The organism is Brachybacterium timonense, from assembly GCF_900258505.1.
GTDB classification, from domain to species: Bacteria; Actinomycetota; Actinomycetes; order Actinomycetales; family Dermabacteraceae; genus Brachybacterium; species Brachybacterium timonense.
In genome coordinates this window covers 2,930,789-2,948,000 of the sequence record NZ_LT984895.1, presented here as the reverse complement: position 1 = coordinate 2,948,000, position 17,212 = coordinate 2,930,789, and the positions used below count along the sequence as shown (strand labels likewise).

At 67.8% G+C, this 17,212-nt stretch carries 15 protein-coding genes and 1 tRNA gene; 5 read left to right on the top strand and 11 right to left on the bottom strand.

Annotation, left to right across the window (positions count from 1 at the left end; all coding sequences use genetic code 11):
- The first annotated feature begins 494 nt into the window (after window positions 1-494).
- Window positions 495-1,259 (top strand): ThuA domain-containing protein, encoded by a 765-nt coding sequence (locus tag C8271_RS13115; RefSeq protein WP_106507670.1) that lies wholly within the window; start codon window positions 495-497, stop codon window positions 1,257-1,259.
- Window positions 1,249-2,439 carry a Gfo/Idh/MocA family protein gene (locus C8271_RS13110; RefSeq protein WP_245921145.1) on the top strand — a complete coding sequence of 397 codons (1,191 nt, stop codon included), beginning with the start codon at window positions 1,249-1,251 and terminating at the stop codon, window positions 2,437-2,439. Before C8271_RS13115 ends, C8271_RS13110 begins: the two co-directional genes overlap by 11 nt.
- Before the next feature lie 705 nt (window positions 2,440-3,144).
- Here C8271_RS13110 and C8271_RS13105 read toward each other — a convergent pair.
- From C8271_RS13105 to C8271_RS13090, 4 genes are all read right to left on the bottom strand, one after another.
- Window positions 3,145-3,217 (bottom strand) — tRNA-Arg (locus C8271_RS13105).
- A 144-nt stretch (window positions 3,218-3,361) separates the two neighbouring features.
- Window positions 3,362-4,363 (bottom strand): LppM family (lipo)protein, encoded by a 1,002-nt coding sequence (locus C8271_RS13100; protein ID WP_106507668.1) that lies wholly within the window; start codon window positions 4,361-4,363, stop codon window positions 3,362-3,364.
- Between the two features lie 196 nt (window positions 4,364-4,559).
- Window positions 4,560-5,486, bottom strand: a complete 927-nt coding sequence (locus C8271_RS13095) for an SGNH/GDSL hydrolase family protein (protein WP_425428197.1) — start codon at window positions 5,484-5,486, stop codon at window positions 4,560-4,562.
- Window positions 5,487-5,491: 5 nt separating this feature from the next.
- A complete protein-coding gene (locus C8271_RS13090; RefSeq protein WP_106507667.1) occupies window positions 5,492-6,106 on the bottom strand; it encodes a cell division protein CrgA in 615 nt (204 codons plus the stop codon).
- 146 nt (window positions 6,107-6,252) lie between these two features.
- Here C8271_RS13090 and C8271_RS13085 point away from each other — a divergent pair, with 146 nt between their 5' ends.
- From C8271_RS13085 to C8271_RS13075, 3 genes are all read left to right on the top strand, one after another.
- Entirely contained in the window at window positions 6,253-7,059 is an 807-nt protein-coding gene (locus C8271_RS13085; RefSeq protein ID WP_106507666.1) for a DUF881 domain-containing protein, read from the top strand.
- A gap of 107 nt (window positions 7,060-7,166) precedes the next feature.
- On the top strand, window positions 7,167-7,850 hold the full coding sequence (locus C8271_RS13080) for a class E sortase (RefSeq protein WP_245921201.1): 684 nt from the start codon (window positions 7,167-7,169) through the stop codon (window positions 7,848-7,850).
- A 4-nt stretch (window positions 7,851-7,854) separates the two neighbouring features.
- The gene (locus tag C8271_RS13075; protein ID WP_106507664.1) at window positions 7,855-8,043 is read left to right on the top strand and encodes a hypothetical protein; all 189 of its coding nucleotides are present in this window, start codon (window positions 7,855-7,857) and stop codon (window positions 8,041-8,043) included.
- Between the two features lie 72 nt (window positions 8,044-8,115).
- Here C8271_RS13075 and C8271_RS13070 read toward each other — a convergent pair whose 3' ends face one another.
- Genes C8271_RS13070 through C8271_RS13040 form a run of 7 tightly spaced genes read right to left on the bottom strand, consistent with a single transcriptional unit; the run spans window position 8,116 to window position 17,208 of the window.
- Complete coding sequence (locus C8271_RS13070; RefSeq protein WP_106507663.1) at window positions 8,116-8,763, bottom strand: anthranilate synthase component II; 648 nt, start codon at window positions 8,761-8,763, stop codon at window positions 8,116-8,118.
- Complete coding sequence (gene pknB / locus C8271_RS13065; RefSeq protein ID WP_106507662.1) at window positions 8,763-10,934, bottom strand: Stk1 family PASTA domain-containing Ser/Thr kinase; 2,172 nt, start codon at window positions 10,932-10,934, stop codon at window positions 8,763-8,765. The genes C8271_RS13070 and pknB overlap by 1 nt, the downstream gene beginning before the upstream one ends.
- A complete protein-coding gene (locus tag C8271_RS13060; RefSeq protein WP_106507661.1) occupies window positions 10,931-12,505 on the bottom strand; it encodes a serine/threonine-protein kinase in 1,575 nt (524 codons plus the stop codon). The genes pknB and C8271_RS13060 overlap by 4 nt, the downstream gene beginning before the upstream one ends.
- The gene (locus tag C8271_RS13055) at window positions 12,502-13,947 is read right to left on the bottom strand and encodes a peptidoglycan D,D-transpeptidase FtsI family protein (RefSeq protein ID WP_106507660.1); all 1,446 of its coding nucleotides are present in this window, start codon (window positions 13,945-13,947) and stop codon (window positions 12,502-12,504) included. Before C8271_RS13055 ends, C8271_RS13060 begins: the two co-directional genes overlap by 4 nt.
- Window positions 13,944-15,326 carry an FtsW/RodA/SpoVE family cell cycle protein gene (locus tag C8271_RS13050; protein ID WP_106507659.1) on the bottom strand — a complete coding sequence of 461 codons (1,383 nt, stop codon included), beginning with the start codon at window positions 15,324-15,326 and terminating at the stop codon, window positions 13,944-13,946. The genes C8271_RS13055 and C8271_RS13050 overlap by 4 nt, the downstream gene beginning before the upstream one ends.
- Window positions 15,326-16,711 (bottom strand): PP2C family protein-serine/threonine phosphatase, encoded by a 1,386-nt coding sequence (locus C8271_RS13045; RefSeq protein WP_106507658.1) that lies wholly within the window; start codon window positions 16,709-16,711, stop codon window positions 15,326-15,328. The genes C8271_RS13050 and C8271_RS13045 overlap by 1 nt, the downstream gene beginning before the upstream one ends.
- Window positions 16,708-17,208: an FHA domain-containing protein FhaB/FipA gene (locus C8271_RS13040; protein WP_106507657.1), complete on the bottom strand. Its 501-nt coding sequence runs from the start codon at window positions 17,206-17,208 to the stop codon at window positions 16,708-16,710. Before C8271_RS13040 ends, C8271_RS13045 begins: the two co-directional genes overlap by 4 nt.
- Window positions 17,209-17,212 lie beyond the last annotated feature (4 nt).

Here is a 17,212-nt window from a genome sequence, read left to right as displayed (position 1 = left end):
GGAGTGGGATCTCCGTCGAAAGCCCGAGGGGCTGGACTGGCCGAGGGCCTGCGGTCGTGCGGGCGGCGGCGGTGGCAGCGGCGGTCGTCGACGGCCAGGAGCAAGGCCCCGCGCTATGGAGTGAGCAAGGCCCCCGCGTCCTTGAGGGGGCCTCGTCGACACAGTAATCAGCTACTTGTCGGTCAATGAGGGGGAGGCAGGTCACGTGACCATCACGTTTTCCAAACGTCCTGGTCGCAGCGGTGTCGAGGCGATGGAGATCGGAGCGATCAAGGCATCACGGCGGATGTCGTCCGCGCCTCTGGGGAAGTTGAGCCCTGCGGGGGCGCACCCCGTGAGGGTGCCGAGCGGGGACGGCACCGCAGGGGCGACAGGGCGGAAATGGCGGCGTGGACAGCCTCCTGCTGGTCATCTCAGGCGCCTACGATGAAGCACGCTACGAACTGCCGTCTCCTCTGTAGCGGCCCCATCACCCCACCCAGGAGCACCGCACCATGACACTCCGCATCACCGTGTTCGGAGAGAATCGACACGAGAAATCCGACCCCGTCGTCCAGCAGGTGTATCCCGAGGGCATGCATACCGTCATCGCCGACGGCCTGCGCGAGACACTCGCCGCCGACGGCGTCGATGCCGAGGTGCGCGTCGCCCTGCTCGACGATATCGAGGAGTCGCTCAGCGACCAGGCTCTCGCCGAGATCGACGTGCTCACCTGGTGGGGTCACATGGCCCACGGCGACGTGCCCGACCATGTGGCCGACGCCGTGGTGCGTCGCGTGCACGACGGCATGGGCCTGATCCCGCTGCACTCCGCCCACTACTCCAAGCCGTTCACCCGTTTGATGGGCACCACCTGCAACCTGCTGTGGCGCAACGACGGCGAGGAGGAACGGGTGTGGACCGTCAACGGTTCCCACCCCATCGCCCGGGGTGTCCCACACCCGATCATCGTGCCGAAGCAGGAGATGTACGGCGAGATGTTCGACATCCCTGCACCCGATGAACTCGTCTTCATCTCCTCCTTCGCCGGTGGTGAGGTGTTCCGTTCCGGCTGCGTGTTCCGTCGCGGTAAAGGCAAGATCTTCTACTTCAGCCCGGGCGACCAGGAATACCCGGTCTACCACCAGCCGGAGATTCGCCGCGTGCTCGCCAATGCCGTCGTCTGGGCACGGCCCGAGGAGCGCGAGCAGCGACCGGTGCGCATCGCCCACGCCCCGCTGGACTGGTACCGCGTGGAAGGAGCCGAGCGTGCCATCTGAGAATCAGCCCGTGATCACCTCTGACCGTCCGGCAAGGGCAGTTATCGTCGGCTCCGGATCGATGGGCAGATGGTGGGCTCGCTCCATCGTTGCGAGCGAGGTCGCAGAGCTCGTGGGTATGGCGGACCTCGACGAGTCTGTCGCGCGGGCGGCGGTCGCCCAGTCCGGTGCGGAGGATCCCGATTCCATCGCGGTGGGTCGTGATGGCGTGCAGCTCGCCCGTGACCTGGGGGCGGACATCCTGGTCAATCCGACCGTGCCGGTCGCTCACCACCCGGTGACAGTCGCTGCGCTGCATGCCGGTATCCCCGTGCTCGGGGAGAAGCCCGTCACGGAGACCCTGCCGGAGGCGATCAGCCTCATGGCGCACACCGAGGTCACCGGTGTGCCGTTCATGGTCTCGCAGTCCAGGCGATTCTTCCCGCAGGTCAGGCAGCTGCGTGCCTTCGTCGCTGAGCATGGTCCGGCGGTGCTCACCAGTGCCTTCTTCTCCCTGTTCACGGAGCACGACGGGTTCCGGCGCACGCAGGGCCACCCGATGCTGCGCGATATGGGCATCCATGCCTTCGATACGGCGCGGCACGTGCTCGGCACCGACCCAGTGGCGGTGACCGCGCAGGGGCATCGGCCGCCGTGGAGCGTGTACAGCCACGACGCCAGCGTGACCGCCACCTTCGAGATGACCGACGGCTCCCTGTTCGTCTACAACGGAACCTGGAACGCCCGCGGCCTGCCCACCTACTGGAACAGTGAATGGCGCATCGCCGGGCAGAACGGCACAGCCACCTGGGACGGCCAGGGCACGCCCGTGGTCGGTACGGACAATGAGGACCGCGACCGCGAACTGAACGCGGAACTCTCCGCACCGCGCGAGGCTGAGCCGAACCAGATCGACGCCTCCCTGATCGAGTTCGTCTCCGCGCTGCGGGAAGGCCGACGGCCGCTGTGCGAAGTGCACGACAACGTGCTCAGCTTCGCCATGGTGGAGGCGGCCGTTGCCGCAGTGGAGAACCGTGCCCGCGTGGAGATCGACGAGCTGCTGGAGACGGCCCGCCAGGATGCGATCGCCGCCGAGCGCGACGACGACGCGCGAGCGGTGATGGAGAGCTGGGGCTCGGTCCGCGCCGCGATCACGCAGGCGCAGGCTGGCGCCGGGGAGCAGGTCCGCCCGCAGGTGTAGGTCGGGACGCAGGTGTTGGTCAGCTGACCTAGGGTCGCGCCGGCGCCGCCGGGCCGACGGTCGCACCACACGTGCGCGCACCGCACCACCTGCGCGCGCGCTGGACCCCCTGAGTGCGCACCGCAGCACGTGCGCACGCACCGGGTGGTCAGCCGTGCTGATGATGGCGGTATATCTGGAGCCGCGGCAATATCGTCGCGGCTCCAGATATACCGCCATGAATTGACGATCCTGGGCGTACAGAGTCGGTGCAGGTGGGGCTGCGGTGTGCAGAGCCGGCGGCTCGACGCCCTCTCTACCCCTCGCGTTACGCAGGACCAATCCCGAGCGTGCAGAGCTGGTGGGGAGGTGGTGCTGCAGCTGCGGTGTGCTGGGGTGGCTGGCTGAGCTGTGGCATGCCAAGCCGGTTGGCTGGCGGAGCCGCGGCGGGCTGGTTTGGTCTGCGGTGTGCTGGGGTGGCTGGCGGAGCTACGGCATGCCAAGCCGGTTGGCTGGCGACGCCGCGGTGGGCTGGTTTGGTCTGCGGTGTGCTGGGGCGGCTGGCGGAGCTGCGGCATGCTCGGTCGGGTCGCAGCGCGACGCCGTGGTGAGCAGGTCAGCCCCGCAGCAGCGGTCCGGGCGTGAAGAGGATTCTTGCCGCGGCCACACATGCGAATCGGCCCCCACCCGCAGTGCATACCTGCTGGTGAGGGCCGTTTCCTGAAGCGCGCCCGGAGGGATTCGAACCCCCAACCTTCTGATCCGTAGTCAGATGCTCTATCCGTTAAGCTACGGGCGCCCGCCGGATGAATCCGACCTGAACAAGCTTAGTGCTCCACGCGCCTGCGCGCCATTCGAGAGCTCATGAGCCTGCTCACATGCGGGTCTCTCAGGTGCGCCGACGGGGCGGGCCGATCAGCCCGCCCCGCACAGCTGTCATGGATCAGCCCTGATGTGGTGGCTGGCCCCAACCCTGTTGGCCGCCCTGTGCCGGGGGCTGCGTGCCCTGGCCGGGTGCCTGGCCCCAGCTCTGCTGGCCGCCCTGCGTCGGGGGCTGCGTGCCCTGGCCGGGTGCCTGTCCCCACGCCTGAGTGCCCTGCTGCGGTGCGGCGGGAGAGCCCTGGCCGCCCCATCCCTGTCCGCTCTGCTGCGGAGCAGCGGGAGAGGACTGGCCGGGGTACGGCGACGCGGCGCCCTGGGGCTGCTGGCCGGGAGCCGACGGAGCGGAAGCGCCCGCACCGTACGGCACCGACGAGCCGGAGCCACCGGTCGAGCCGGACTTGCCCTTGCGGGAACGGATGAACAGGAAAGCGCCGATAGCCACTGCCACAAGCAGGAGGAAACCGAGCACAAGCACGACAAGGATGACGATCAGCCAGGGGAACCCGCCAGCTTTGGCGGTGATGTCCACACCCTTGTTGAAGTCGTCCATATCGGTGTAGGTGACAGTCTTGCCGTCGATCTTGCCGCCCTTGGACTCCTCAACCTTTCCGGGGAAGGCGAAGGTGACCTGGAAGTCGAAGTCAGACATGTCCGCGCCGACCGAGCCGGTGTCAGCGCCTTCGGAGGGAGAGATCGTCAGGTGGTACTTGCCGTCGGCCTCTTTGAGGGAGAAACCGCTGCCGAAGTCCTCACGCTTGACGACACCCTCGCCGCGGCACCCCCAGATGCCGTCCTCTTCGTAAGCCTTGGGCGTCACGTCGCCCCAGAAGTCGCCTTGGCTGGTGTCCTCAGCCATCTCATCGCACATCTCCTGCGCGGAGCTGTACGGGCTCCCCATCTCCTCGAGGAAGTCCTCCTGGATGCCTATGTCCATCTTGAGGTTGATCTCGTCGGCGCTCTTGATGGTGAAGTCGGCGTGGAGTCGACCGCAGCCTGCGAGCACCAGGAGGAAGGGGATGATGAGGACGGCCGCGATACGGCGCCGCCAGGTGGAGAGATGCATGAAATGCCCCCGTCGAAAGCTGGTACATGGTGACGGTGGGGCTGCGCGCGCCGACTGCTGCGCGTGGTGCGGTGCGGACTGCTCGCGCGCTCCCCGTCCACGCCACTGTATCGGCGCGCCCGCTCGCCCGCAGTGGGGATTACTCCCCATCTCCTGAACTGTTGCCCAATGGTTGTGAAACAGACGGTGCGCGGACTCAGCGCTCCGGGCGGGGATGCCCGTCGGGGTCGATGTCGGCCTCGGTTGCGGAGACCCCGGGCGGCATCGGCTGGCCGAACACGGGCTCGGGGTGCGGCCTCTTCGGCGCGATGCCGTCGCCGGAGGACTGGCCGCGCAGACGCCGCATCACCCACGGGCCGAAATGCGTTCGCGCCCAGTGCAAATCCTGCTGGCGTGCTTCCCGCCAGGGGCGGGTGTGCGGATCCTCCAGCGGATACGGGTCCAGGGTGTGCTCAACGCCCAGCACGTCCAGCATTGCGGAAGCGATCAGCAGATGCCCTGCGGCAGAGAAATGGAGCCGATCCTCGGCCCACATCGACTCGTGGGTGAGCGCACGCAGTCCCCACATGTCGACGACGGCTGCGCCGTGGCGCGCGGCCACCGAGCGAATGTTCTCGTTGTAGATCGCCACGCGTCCGCGCACCAGGTTCAGCACCGGTGTCTCACCGATGTCAGCACCAGTCCACATGACGATCGTTGCGCCGCCCGCTGCGAGCTGCCCCACGGCATCATCCAACGCAGCGGCGATCTCGTCCGGGTCGCCGCGCCGAAGCACGTCATTGCCGCCGGCGCACAGGCTCACCAGATCCGGTTTGAGGGCGATCGCCGGTTCGAGCTGGTCATCGAGGATCTGTCGGTACAGCTTGCCGCGTACCGCGAGGTTCGCGTACTCGAATCCGTCGACGCTGCGCCCGAGTTCGGCCGCAGCCCGATCGGCCCAGCCGCGCCACGATCCGGGACGATCCGGGTCAGGATCGCCGATGCCCTCGGTGAAGGAGTCGCCCAGCGCCACGAAGCGGTGCCAGGGATGCGCCGGGCCGGTCCGGTCAGTGGCCCCATCCGCGGACGGCTCCGGTCGGGTCAGGGCACGCGCAGTGTCGATGCCTTCTGGTTGATCATTCACACCGGTCACTTCCAGAACATGAGCAGGCCGCCGCCGAGCATCATCATTCCGAAGCCGACGGCGAGGTTCCAGTCACCGATCGACAGCGGCAGCGTTCCGGAGGACAGGTAATACGTCACCAGGTAGACGAGGCCACCGATCAGCAGCGTCAGTGCGGCAGGGATCAGCCACGGCGGGTTCGGTGCGGCCGCGGCGACTCGACGCTTGCGGGTGCGGGCACTCTCCTGAGCAGCCGACGCCTTCGGGCTGCGCTTCGTCGCGGCGTCCTTCGCCTTCTGAGCCGTCGGGGACGAAGCCGCGGACTTTTTCTTCTTCGGGTCCGTCACCTTCCGTGCGGTGTCCGAGGAACCTGACGTGGTCTTCGTCGAGGTCTTCGCTGCAGCCGTCTTCTTGCTGGCGGTGCGCGAAGGCTGCTCCGTCGAGGACGCTCCGGAATCCGTGGCGTCCGCAGCGTCGGCGTCGTCTGCGGAGGCGTCACCCGCCTCCGTGGCATCGGCGGCCTCGCGGGGATCGTTGGCCTCGGCGGGCGTCGCGTCGTCGTCCACATCCGTGGCCTGGCTCTTCGTGGTTGCCGGGGTCGTCGCCTGCGCGTTGCGTCGCGCCCGCTTGCTCCTGGCCATGTCGCTTGATGCTCCCTCGACGTCCACGGCGCGCGAAAGATGTCTCCGCGCGGGCCTGCCGGTCGACAAGCCGTGACCTAGATTAGTGCTCACGAGCTGAGCACGCGACGTGAAGCTGATGCGACACCGCGATGTGAGGGGGTGTAATGCAGGAACGGGACAGCGATCCGACGCCGCAGGAGACAACCTCGGCTGACACCGCGTTGCGCGCTGGCACGACACCGGCGCCGACGGGCGGTTCACCGCGCCCGACCCGTCGCACCGTCGGCACAGTGGGGGTCGGCGCCGTCATGGGTCTGGCCGGAATACTGTTCGCCACCAGCGCCCGCACGTCAGCCGGCGGTGCAATCCGCGACGACGTCTCAACCACCGCCGATATTCTGCGCCGACGCGAGCGGGAGATCTCAACCCTGGAAACAGAAGCGCGGCGCAAGCGAGCCCAGGTGGATGAGCTCACTGCCCAGCAGGGCGACTCCACCGCCCGTGAACTGCAGCGCTACTCCGAAGCCGTGGGGCTGACCGAAGTGCACGGGCCCGGTCTGCGCATCTCCCTCAGCGACGCCCCGGAAGGGGTGCTCGGAACTCTGCCGGACGTCGGCCCCGACGACCTCGTGGTCCACCAGCAAGACCTCGAGTCGTATATCAACGCACTCTGGGCCGGCGGAGCTGAAGCGATGATGCTGCAAGACCAGCGGGTCGTGGCGGGCAGCGCGTTCCGCTGCGCCGGAAACACACTGTTGCTCGAAGGCCGCGTGTACTCGCCGCCGTTCATCGTCACAGCGATCGGGAACACACAGAGCATGCGGCACGCTCTTGATGACTCCCATGCGGTCCAGGTGTACCGTGACTGGGTCGCCTACGTAGGGCTGGGGGAGACGATCGAGGACCTTCCGGATGCCACCCTTCCTGGCTTCGACGGCTCCCTCACTATCGACATCGCGAAGGCAGGATGATGTCCCCGACACATCGTTCCCAGGGGGCATCCCCCGCGGACAGCGAAGCCCGCACGCGCGGTGAGGGCAGGCGGCGATCTGAACGCCGCGGCGGCACCGTGTCTGCTGTGGTCGGCGTCGCCGGCGAGCTGCTGATCACCCTGGGTGTGCTCCTGCTGCTGTTCCTCACCTGGCAGTTGTGGTGGACCGACGTGGTGGCAGACCGTGAGCAGGAAGGCATCGTGGCCGAGCTCGACCGCGAGTGGGGCAGTGTGGACAAGGAGCGCATCGCCCCGCGCCAGGAAGGGCCACCACCTGTACCCGAGCTGAACGGCATGGACATGGTGTTCGGCACCATGCATGTGCCCGCCTTCGACCGTACGCGTTTCCCACTCGCCGAAGGCGTCAGCCTGGAGAAAGTCCTCAACGTCAAGGGCGTCGGCCACTACCCAGAGACCGCGCTACCGGGCCAGGTGGGCAACTTCTCCGTGGCCGGGCACCGCAACACCTACGGACGCCCCTTCGAGGACATCGCCCGCCTCAAGCCCGGCGACCCCATCGTGGTCGAAACCGGCAATGCGTTCTACGTCTACGAAGTCACCAGCCACCAGGTGGTCAACCCGGACCAGAACGAGGTCATCGCCCCGACGCCGGGTGATCCGACCGTTGAACCCACCGAAGCGATGCTCACGCTGACCGCCTGCCACCCCATGTACTCCGCCCGAGAGCGCTACATCGTGCATGCGAAGTTCGCCTACTGGACCGACCGCGCCGACGGCATCCCCGAGGCCCTCGCCGGCGGAGAGGAGTGATCCCGTGTACGCCTGGATGTTCCGACACCTTCCCGGCCCGCTGTGGCTGCGGATCCTGCTGACCGTACTGATCCTCGCGGCACTCGTGGTGGTGCTGTTCGGCTGGGTGTTCCCGGCAATCGCCCCATACATGCCGTTCAACGACGGACTGGTGGGGGCACCGCAGGGCACGACGCCCCCGCTGCTCAGCTGACATACCGCGGCGCCGACAGCGACGATCTCCTCTGACAGCGCCGTTCGATCGGCCGACGGGCCAGACCCTGCGTCAGCTCGTGGCCAGCAGCGGCGCCAGGCCTCGTGACCGCTCCAGCGCATCAACGCCGTCGCACAGCTGCAGGAAGTTCGCGAGCATCAGGTGACCGTGCTCAGTCATCACCGACTCCGGATGGAACTGCACCCCGTGCAACGGCAGCTCACGGTGGGCCAGCCCCATCACGATCCCGGATTCGGTGCGAGCGGTGACCTCGAGTTCGTCCGGAACCGACTCTGGCACCACCGTCAGCGAGTGGTAGCGCGTGGCAGTCAGCGGGCTCGGTGCCCCGTGGAACACGCTGGCGCCCTCATGGATGATGCGGCTGGTGCGACCGTGCATGAGCTCCGGCGCATGCTCGACGCGACCGCCGAACAGCTGCCCGAGCGCCTGATGCCCAAGGCATACACCGAGCATCGGCAGGCGCGCGCTGGCGCACGCGGCGATCACGTCCAGTGAACGGCCCGCGGTGTCCGGATTGCCTGGCCCAGGGGAAACGAGGACCCCGTCGGCCCCTGAGAGGTCCACGGCGCCGGAGTCCAGCTGAGGCACGGCGTCATTGCGCACCACGGTGCAGTCGGCGCCCATCTGCTCGAGGTAGCCGACGATGGTGAAGACGAAGCTGTCGTAGTTATCGACAACCAGCAGGCGCGTCGTGCTCATCAGTGGTTGCCCGTCACCGGCGCGACCGCGTTCTGGCCGCGCGGATTCGGGTTGTCGCGGTTCTGCCCAGGAGGCGTCTTCCCGTTGCCGTTCCCGTTCCCGTTGCCATTACCGTTCCCGTTCCCCTCGGTCGGGGTCGGTGTCTCAGACGGCGTCTGCGACGGCGTCGGCTCCGGTGTCGGTTCAGGGGTCGGTTCAGGGCCCGCGGACACGATGATCGTCACGGTCGCGTTCGGGGCCACGGGCGTGTCCGGGTCGGGCTGAGTCTTGATGACCCGGCCCTTCTCCACGGAGTCGGAATGCTCGGTCGTCCGGTCGACGCCCCAGCCCTTTTCTTCGAGCAGGTCACGGGCTTCCTGTTCGGTGCGGCCGATCACGTTCGGCATCGGGGATGGTCCAACCTCCGTGGCCACGGTCAGCTGCACCGTCGACCCGACCTCTGCCATGCCGCTCTTCGGGGTCTGGTCGACCACCGTGCCCGGGTCATGGTCAGCGTCCTCGCGTTCGGTGGACTCCACCACAAAGCCCTGACTCTCGAGACGGCTGGTCGCCTCTTCCAGGGTGAGCTTGGTGACGTCCGGAACCTCCACGCTGCCGCTGGCCAGCCACACCTGCACGGTGTCGCCCTTGGTGACACTCGCGCCACCCTGCGGGGTCGTCCGTGTCACGGTGCCCGCCTTCGCCTTCGGCGCATCCTCCTCGCCTGCCACTTCCAGCACGAGGCCGGCGTCGTCCAAGAGCTTCTGCGCCTCGTCGCGTGTCTTCCCCTTCAGATCCGGCACGCTCGCCGTTTCGGGACCGGTGGAGATGGCCACCGAGACGCTGCTGCCTTCTTCGACCTCGTGGCCGCCTTCGGGGTCCGTGGAGATGACGTCTCCCTTGGGCACAGTGTCGGAGCTGGCCTCGGTGAACTGTGCCTCCAAGCCCGCGCCTTGCAGCTCGGCCTGTGCTTCGGCCTGCGCCATGCCCACAACATCGGGGACCTCGACCTTGCCAGGCCCCGTGTCCCAGGGACGCAGGAACAGGAGCACTGCAGCGATCACGGCGAGCACGGCGAGACCAACCAGTATCAGCAGCCACCATGGGGTGCGGCGCTTGGGCGTCTCCTCCTCCGTCACTGGCGCCGGCGCAGGGCTGCTTGGAGAAAGCATCGTGGCAGCCTCAGGCGCGCGGCGGCGACCAGCACCCGCGTTCAGCGCGGCGCTGTTCACGGCTGGCAGCACCTCGGTGGCACCCTCCACGGGGCCCAGCACCGTCGTCTCCTCGGCAGACGCGGCGCCAGGCGGAACCACACCGTTCACCAGGGACGGCTCACGCCCGGCGAGCACGGCGGAGATGTCCCGTGAGAACGCGACCGCGCTCGCATAGCGCTCCTCACGGTCTTTCGCCAGGCCCGTGAGGATCACGGCGTCCATCGCCTGCGTGATCTGCGGGTTGAACACCGACGGGGCCGTCGGCGTCTCACGCACGTGCTGGTAGGCGATCGAGACGGGGGTGTCGCCGGTGAACGGCGGACGGCCCGTGAGCATCTCGTACATCACGCAGGCGGCAGAGTAGATGTCCGATCGGGCATCCACCATCTGGCCGCGGGCCTGTTCGGGGGAGAGGTACTGGGCAGTGCCCATCACCGCCTGGGTGGCGGTCATCGCGCTGGTGGCGTCGGCGATCGCACGGGCGATGCCGAAGTCCATCACCTTCACCTCGTCATCCTCGGTGATCATGATGTTGCCGGGCTTGATATCGCGGTGCACGATGCCGGCGCGATGCGAGTACTCCAGGGCGCTCAGCAGTGTCGCCATGATCTCCCCGGCACGCGCGGCGGGCATCGGGTTCTCCGGATCGATGTGCTCACGCAGCGTCGTGCCCTGCACGTACTCCATCACGATGTACGGGATGGTGAGGTCGGCACCCGTGATCGACGTGGTGTGCTCCTCGCCGGTGTCATACACGGCCACGATCGCCGGGTGATTCAGCGCAGCAGCACTCTGGGCCTCACGGCGGAAGCGCTCCTGGAAGTTCGCGTCCCGCGCCAGGTCCGAGCGGAGGATCTTCACCGCGACCGTGCGGTGCAGACGAGTGTCGTCGGCGAGGTACACCTCAGCCATACCGCCGTGGCCGAGCACCCGACCCAGAGCGTAACGACCGCCCAGGACCATCTTCTCTTCGCTCACAGTTCACCCATCCTCGTGATCGGGCCCGGCCACACCGATCCCGCCATCGTACGTGCAGGATCGCTGGACTCCGTGACGCTTTCGAGTGCCGCGATGGGGATCACGCCGGTGAACGCCAGGATCGCCACCACGATGATCGCCAGCAGCAGGAGCAGCGCCAGCCCGGGAAGGCTGAACGGCCCCAGGCGCTGGCCCGTGCTGCGCTGAGTGCGCGGCGCGCGCTGTGCGGACGCTGCGTTCGTCTCTGCTGGTTCATGCGTCGCCTCGCCGCGCGTTTGCGACCCCTCCGCGGAGGACGGCGGATTCCCGTGACCAGCTGCGGGCGCTTGGGCCATGGACGCTGCGGCTGCTTTCTCACCGGGGGCGGCGGTCGCCATCGAGCCATGGATCGGACTCGATGACCCCGCCTGGGCCTGCGCAGGGGCCGAGCGGGAGGTGGAGCGCCGGCGGTCCCGGTGCGCCCCCGGGGCCGACGATGCGGAGGAAGCAGACAGAGCCGACGGGCCCGACGAGGCCGACGCACCGGAGGCACGATGGCGGATGCCACGGCGCCCGGACAGCGGCAGCGGCATGGCCGCGGTCCGCGTCCCGGTGGGGGAGGCGCCCTTGGCCGGCGAGCCCGACGCACCCCTCGCCCCCTCACCCGAGTGGTCAGCCGAACCGCTGCTGGCGCGCTCGCCGCCGGACCAGTCGTGGTCATCGACGCGGGTGGTCGGTATCGAGCCGGTGGTGAATCGCGGCGTTTCGCCGCGCTGGATCGACTCCAGGATCCGTGCGACGGCTGATGCGGAGCGCGGCCGGTTCGCCGGTGCCTTCGCGAGCGCCATCATCACCAGGCGGCGCAGATCCGGGTGAATGTCCGCCGGTAGCTCCGGCGGCTGCTGCTTCACCTGAGCCATCGCGATCTCCACCTGGCTGGCACCGGTGAACGGCCGATGCCCCACGAGCATTTCGTACGCCACGATGCCGAGTGCGTAGATGTCCGACAGGCTCGTGGCCTGCTTCCCCATCGCCTGCTCGGGTGAGAGGTACTGGGCGGTGCCCATCACCAGGCCTTCCTTCGTCAGGCGCGCCTGGTCCTCGCTGCGGGCGATACCGAAGTCGGTGATCTTCATCGACCAGCCGTTCTTCTGGTCCACCAGCATGTTCTCGGGCTTCACATCACGGTGCACCACACCCTTGGTGTGGGCGGCGTCCAGTGCGCGGGCCAGATCGATCAGCAGGCTCACCACGCGTTTCTGCGGCAGCCCACCGGGATTGCGCTCGATGATGTCCGACAGCGGTTTGCCGGGGCACAGCTCCATCACGATGAAGGCGCGGCCGTCAAGCTCCCCGTAGTCGTACAGAGCGGCAATCGCATCGTGCGACAGCGCCGCCGTGTGTCGGGCCTCGGCACGGAATCGCTTGAGGAAGCTCTCGTCACCTGCGTATTCCTCGCGCAGCACCTTCACGGCGATGGCGCGGTCAAGTTCGCGGTCGCGTCCCTTCCACACCTGGCCCATGCCGCCGGTGGCGATCAGCGAGGTGAGTTCGTAGCGTCCTTCGAGCACGAGTCCTGGTCGTGTCTTCATCCGTGGATCACCGCCTCCATGACATCTTTCGCGATCGGGGCCGCGACGCGGGAACCGAACCCGCCTTCCTCGACCAGCACGGCGACCGCGACCCGCGTATCGCCATCCTGGGCATATCCGACAAACCACGAGTGCGGCGCGCGGCCCTCTTTCCACTGCGCAGTCCCGGTCTTGCCCCCGACCTCCGCCCCGTCGATGGCGGCGCTCGTGCCCGTGCCGTCCTCGACAACGGCGGTCATCATCGTCCGCATCTGCTGAGCGTTCGCAGCGCTGAGCGGCTGCGACAGTTTCCGCGGAGTGAGTTTCTGCAGCTCGGCGAAGTCGTTGGTGCGCACCGACTGCACCAGCTGCGGCTCCATCACCACACCGTCGTTCGCCACCGCGGCTGCCACCATCGCCATCTGCAGCGGCGTCACCCGTGTCTCGTACTGCCCGATGGAGGTGGTGGCCAGCTGTGCGTCATCCAGATCCGTGCCGATGCCCGAGGGGGTCACACCCATGGGGATCTCCAGACTCTCACCGAAGCCGAACTCCTCGGTCGTGCGCCGCAGCGCATCCTGGCCGATCTCGACGCCGAGCATCGCGAAGGAGGTGTTGCAGGACGTACGCATCGCCTCGGTGAGCGTGGAGCGGTCATCGGGCCCGCACGGGGTGCGGTCGCCTCCGGAATGGTTGGCCAGCACCGAGCTGGACTTCGGCAGCTGGTAGCTGCCCGGTCCGGGCACGACGGAGTCGGCGGTGTAGTCGCCCGTTTCGAGCGCCGCTGCGGCGGTGATCAGTTTGAACGTCGAGCCCGGCGGGTACAGGTCTCCGCCGATGGCACGGTTGGTCAAGGGGCGATCCGACGAATCGTTCAGGCTCTTCCAGGCGTCGCGCACCTCGGAGGTCGTGTGGGAGGCCATCTGGTTCGGGTCATAGCTGGGGGAGGAGACCAGCGCTTTGATTGCGCCCGTGGTCGGGTCCAGCGCCACCACGGTGCCGCGTCGGCCGTCCAAACCGTCCCAGGCAGCCTGCTGAGCAGCAGAGTCGAGCGTCAGCTCCACAGTGGCGCCGGTGGCGGCGCGGCCAGCCAGCGTGTCGGCCACACGCTGGTAGAACAGCGCATCCGACTCTCCAGAGAGGGTGTCGTTCAAGGAACGCTCGATGCCCGTGAACCCGTACACCACCGAGTAGTACCCGGTCACCGGTGCGTACAGGGGACCGTGCTTGTAGATGCGCTGATATCCATACCGGTCCTGGTTGCTCTCGGAGTATGCGATCGCTTCACCGTCCACGACGAGCGGGCCCCGGTGGCGCCCGAACTCGTTGTAGACCGTGCGGGCGTTGCGCGAATCGTTCTCCAGCCGGCTCTGGTCGATCACCTGGAAGTAGGTGGTGGACCCGAACAAGAGCAGGAACAGACTTGCCACGACGAGCCAGATGTGGCGCAGCGGCTTGTTCACGCGGCCACCTCCGCTCGCACCGACGCCGCGTCAGCGACGGGAAGCTGTCGGGCAGCGGGCCGACGGGCCGCGTCCGACAGGCGCACCAGCAGGCCGGCGACGATCCAGTTGCACACCAGCGAACTGCCACCGGCGGCCAGGAACGGCATGGTCAGGCCTGTCAGTGGGATCACTCGGGTGATGCCGCCGACCACGACGAACACCTGCAGCGCCATCACGAAGCCGAGGCCGCTAGCGAGCAGCGTGCCGAATCCGTCGGAGATTCCTACCGCGGAGCGCAGCGCACGCTGCACCAGCAGCAGATACAGCAGCAGCACGGCGAATGCGCCGATCAGGCCCATCTCCTCCGCAATGGTCGCGTACACGAAATCCGATTCGGAGTGCGGCACGATGTTGGGCCGTCCTTCGCCCAGACCGGTGCCGACCACACCACCGTTCGCGAGCCCGAACAGGCCGGTGGCCACCTGGAAGCAGCGGTCGTAGTTCTCCGGGTCCAGCGGATCCAGCCAGCAGGTCAGGCGCCGGCGGACATGGCTCATCTGGGTCGCGGCGAACACGGCGGGCGGCAGGAACATGACTGCGCCGATCACGAGCCAGCTGAGTCGGTCGGTGGCCACGTACAGCATGGCGACGAACAGGCCGAAGAACATCAGCGAGGTTCCCAAGTCGGTCTGGAACACCAGGACCGCCATGGCGAAGGCCCACGCCACGAGGATCGGGCCGAAGTCAGACCAGCGCGGCAGATGGATACCCAGTACCTTCGGGCCTGCCAGCGCGAGGGTGTCCCGTCGTGACACCAGGTAGCCAGCGAAGAACACGGCGAACAGGATTTTCGCGAGCTCGGCGGGCTGGAAGGAGTTGCCGGCGATACTGATCCAGATCCGGGAGCCGTTGTGCGAGCTGCCCAAGCCCGGAACCAGCGGCAGCAGGAGCAAGATGGCGCCCACCGTCGCGGTGATCCACGTGTATCGGCGCAGCCAGCGGTGATCGCGCAACGCCACGATGACCGCGATGCCCAAGGCCGCGCCGAGTACGGCCCACATCATCTGCCGGTCCGCCATAGCGGTCTCTTTGCCGCGGTAGAGCTTGTTCGCGGAGTCCACGGTCGCGATCGCGCTGATGCCGAGCAGGTTCAGAATCAGCACGATCGGCAGGATCACCGGGTCCGCATAGGGGGCCCGCCACATCACGGCGACCTGCAGCAGCACGATGAGGACCCCGGTGCCGATGGCCACTGTCATCACGCGCGGGTCCAGTTCTCCGAAACGGCCCAGTCCCACCAGCGCATAGGCAGTCACCCCGGTGGCTCCGGCCAGGATCAACAGGAGCACCTGGGTGAGCCGTCGGGGTCGGGCTGTGTAGGAGACGACGGTGGACACTAGCGGGCCTCACCCTTGTCGGGAGGCGTGGCGGTTCGGCCGCGACTGGGCATGGTGCCGGTGCCAGGGGAGGGCTGTTCCGCTGCGGCGCCACCAGCATCGCTCGCCCCGCCTGCATCGCTCGGCCCGCCGGAGCCGGGCAGACCCGACTGGCGGTCCACGGTCGTTTCGAGGGCCTCGCGGCGCAGCTGGTCCACGATGGCGTCGGCTTTCGTGCGGTCGGAGGCGGAGATGGTCGATTCCACCTGGTCGCGTGAGACGTCGGACAGATCGTCGAGGGGAACGTCTGTCACTTCCACCGGATGGGACAGAGACAGTGGCCCCAGATCCTGCGACAGGCCCTGATAGACCACGACATGCGTGCCGTCGGTGCCGACGTAGTACTGCGTCTGTGACCAGCCATAGGCCGCCCAGAGACCTGCGATGAGCAGCCCGAGCGCGAGGATGCCAGCCACGATCGCGGGCCAGAGCCCCCGACGAGGCTGCTCCTGCTCCTCGAAGTCCTCATCCTCGTACGGATGGTCGGGCTCGGGGTCACGGGTGAGGGCCGCGGCGCGCGCCGCAGGTCCGGAGGCTGACGTCGGCTGATGCCGGTTCCGTGCAGCCGAGCCGACGATTTGCGGCGTGGTCGAGGGTGCGGAGACTCCGCGCGGAAGTGCATCGAGATCCACGACGTCAGCCACGATGCAGGTGATGTTGTCGGGGCCGCCGCCTTTGAGAGCAAGCTGGACGAGCTCGTCGGCGCAGGATCCGGGATCGCTGATCTCGGAGAGCGCATGGGAGATCGTCTCCAGCGATACCAGGCCACTGAGCCCGTCGGAGCACAGCATCCAGCGGTCCCCGGGATGTGCCGGTCGCAGGGAGAGATCAAGCTCGGGGTCGGCGTCCACGTCGCCCAGCACACGCATCAGCACGGATCGCTGCGGATGGCGCTCCGCCTCGTCTGCGGTGAGGCGGCCCTCGTCCAGCAGCCGCTGCACGAAGGTGTGGTCCTTCGTGATCTGCGTGGTCTCTCCGTCGCGCAACAGGTAGGCGCGGGAGTCGCCGATGTGGGCGAGGGCGAATTTCCCTTCGGAGCGCAGCAGGGCGGTGACGGTGGTGCCGAGCCCGGCGAGTTGGGGTTCATCGCGGGCGCGGCGCAGGATCTCCTGGTTCGCTTCGAGCACGGTGGACTCGAGTGCGGCAACCAGGTCGCTCGCCGGAGTATCGGCGTCCAGCCGCGAGAGCTCGCCCACCACGACCGAGCTGGCCACATCGCCACCAGCATGGCCACCCATGCCGTCGGCGACAACGATGAGGTGGCTGCCGGCGTAACCGGAGTCCTGATTGTTCGAACGCACCAGGCCCACATCCGAGCGGGCGGCGTAGTGGAGAGCGACGCTCATCGCGGTCCTCGTCTCAATTCGATCTCGGTGCGGCCGATACGCACCGCGGCACCCGGGCGGAACGGCTCGGCGCCGTCAATGCGCCTACCGGACATCAGGGTGCCGTTGGTGGAGCCCAGATCTTCGACCATCCATTCGTCCCCCTGGCGGAGGATCCGGGCGTGGCGGTTGGAGGCGTAGTCGTCATCGAGCACGAGCGTGCATTCCGGGGCACGGCCGATCAGGACCGGCGTCGAGCCCAATGTGAGAGACGTGCCGCGCAGTGGGCCCGCTGTCACCACGAGGGACGTCACGGTGGCAGGCGGCTCTGTGCGCACGGAGGCGGCCTTGGCCGGATCGGCGCTGGGGCGCTGGTCCCGACGTGGATCGCGGCTCGAGCGATTGACGACGGTGGTGCCGAACAGGTCGTTGCGCAGGACCAGCACCACGGCGACGACGAACAACCACAGGGCCAGCACGAAGCCGACCCTGATGGCGATGATGGTCAATTCACTCATGGGC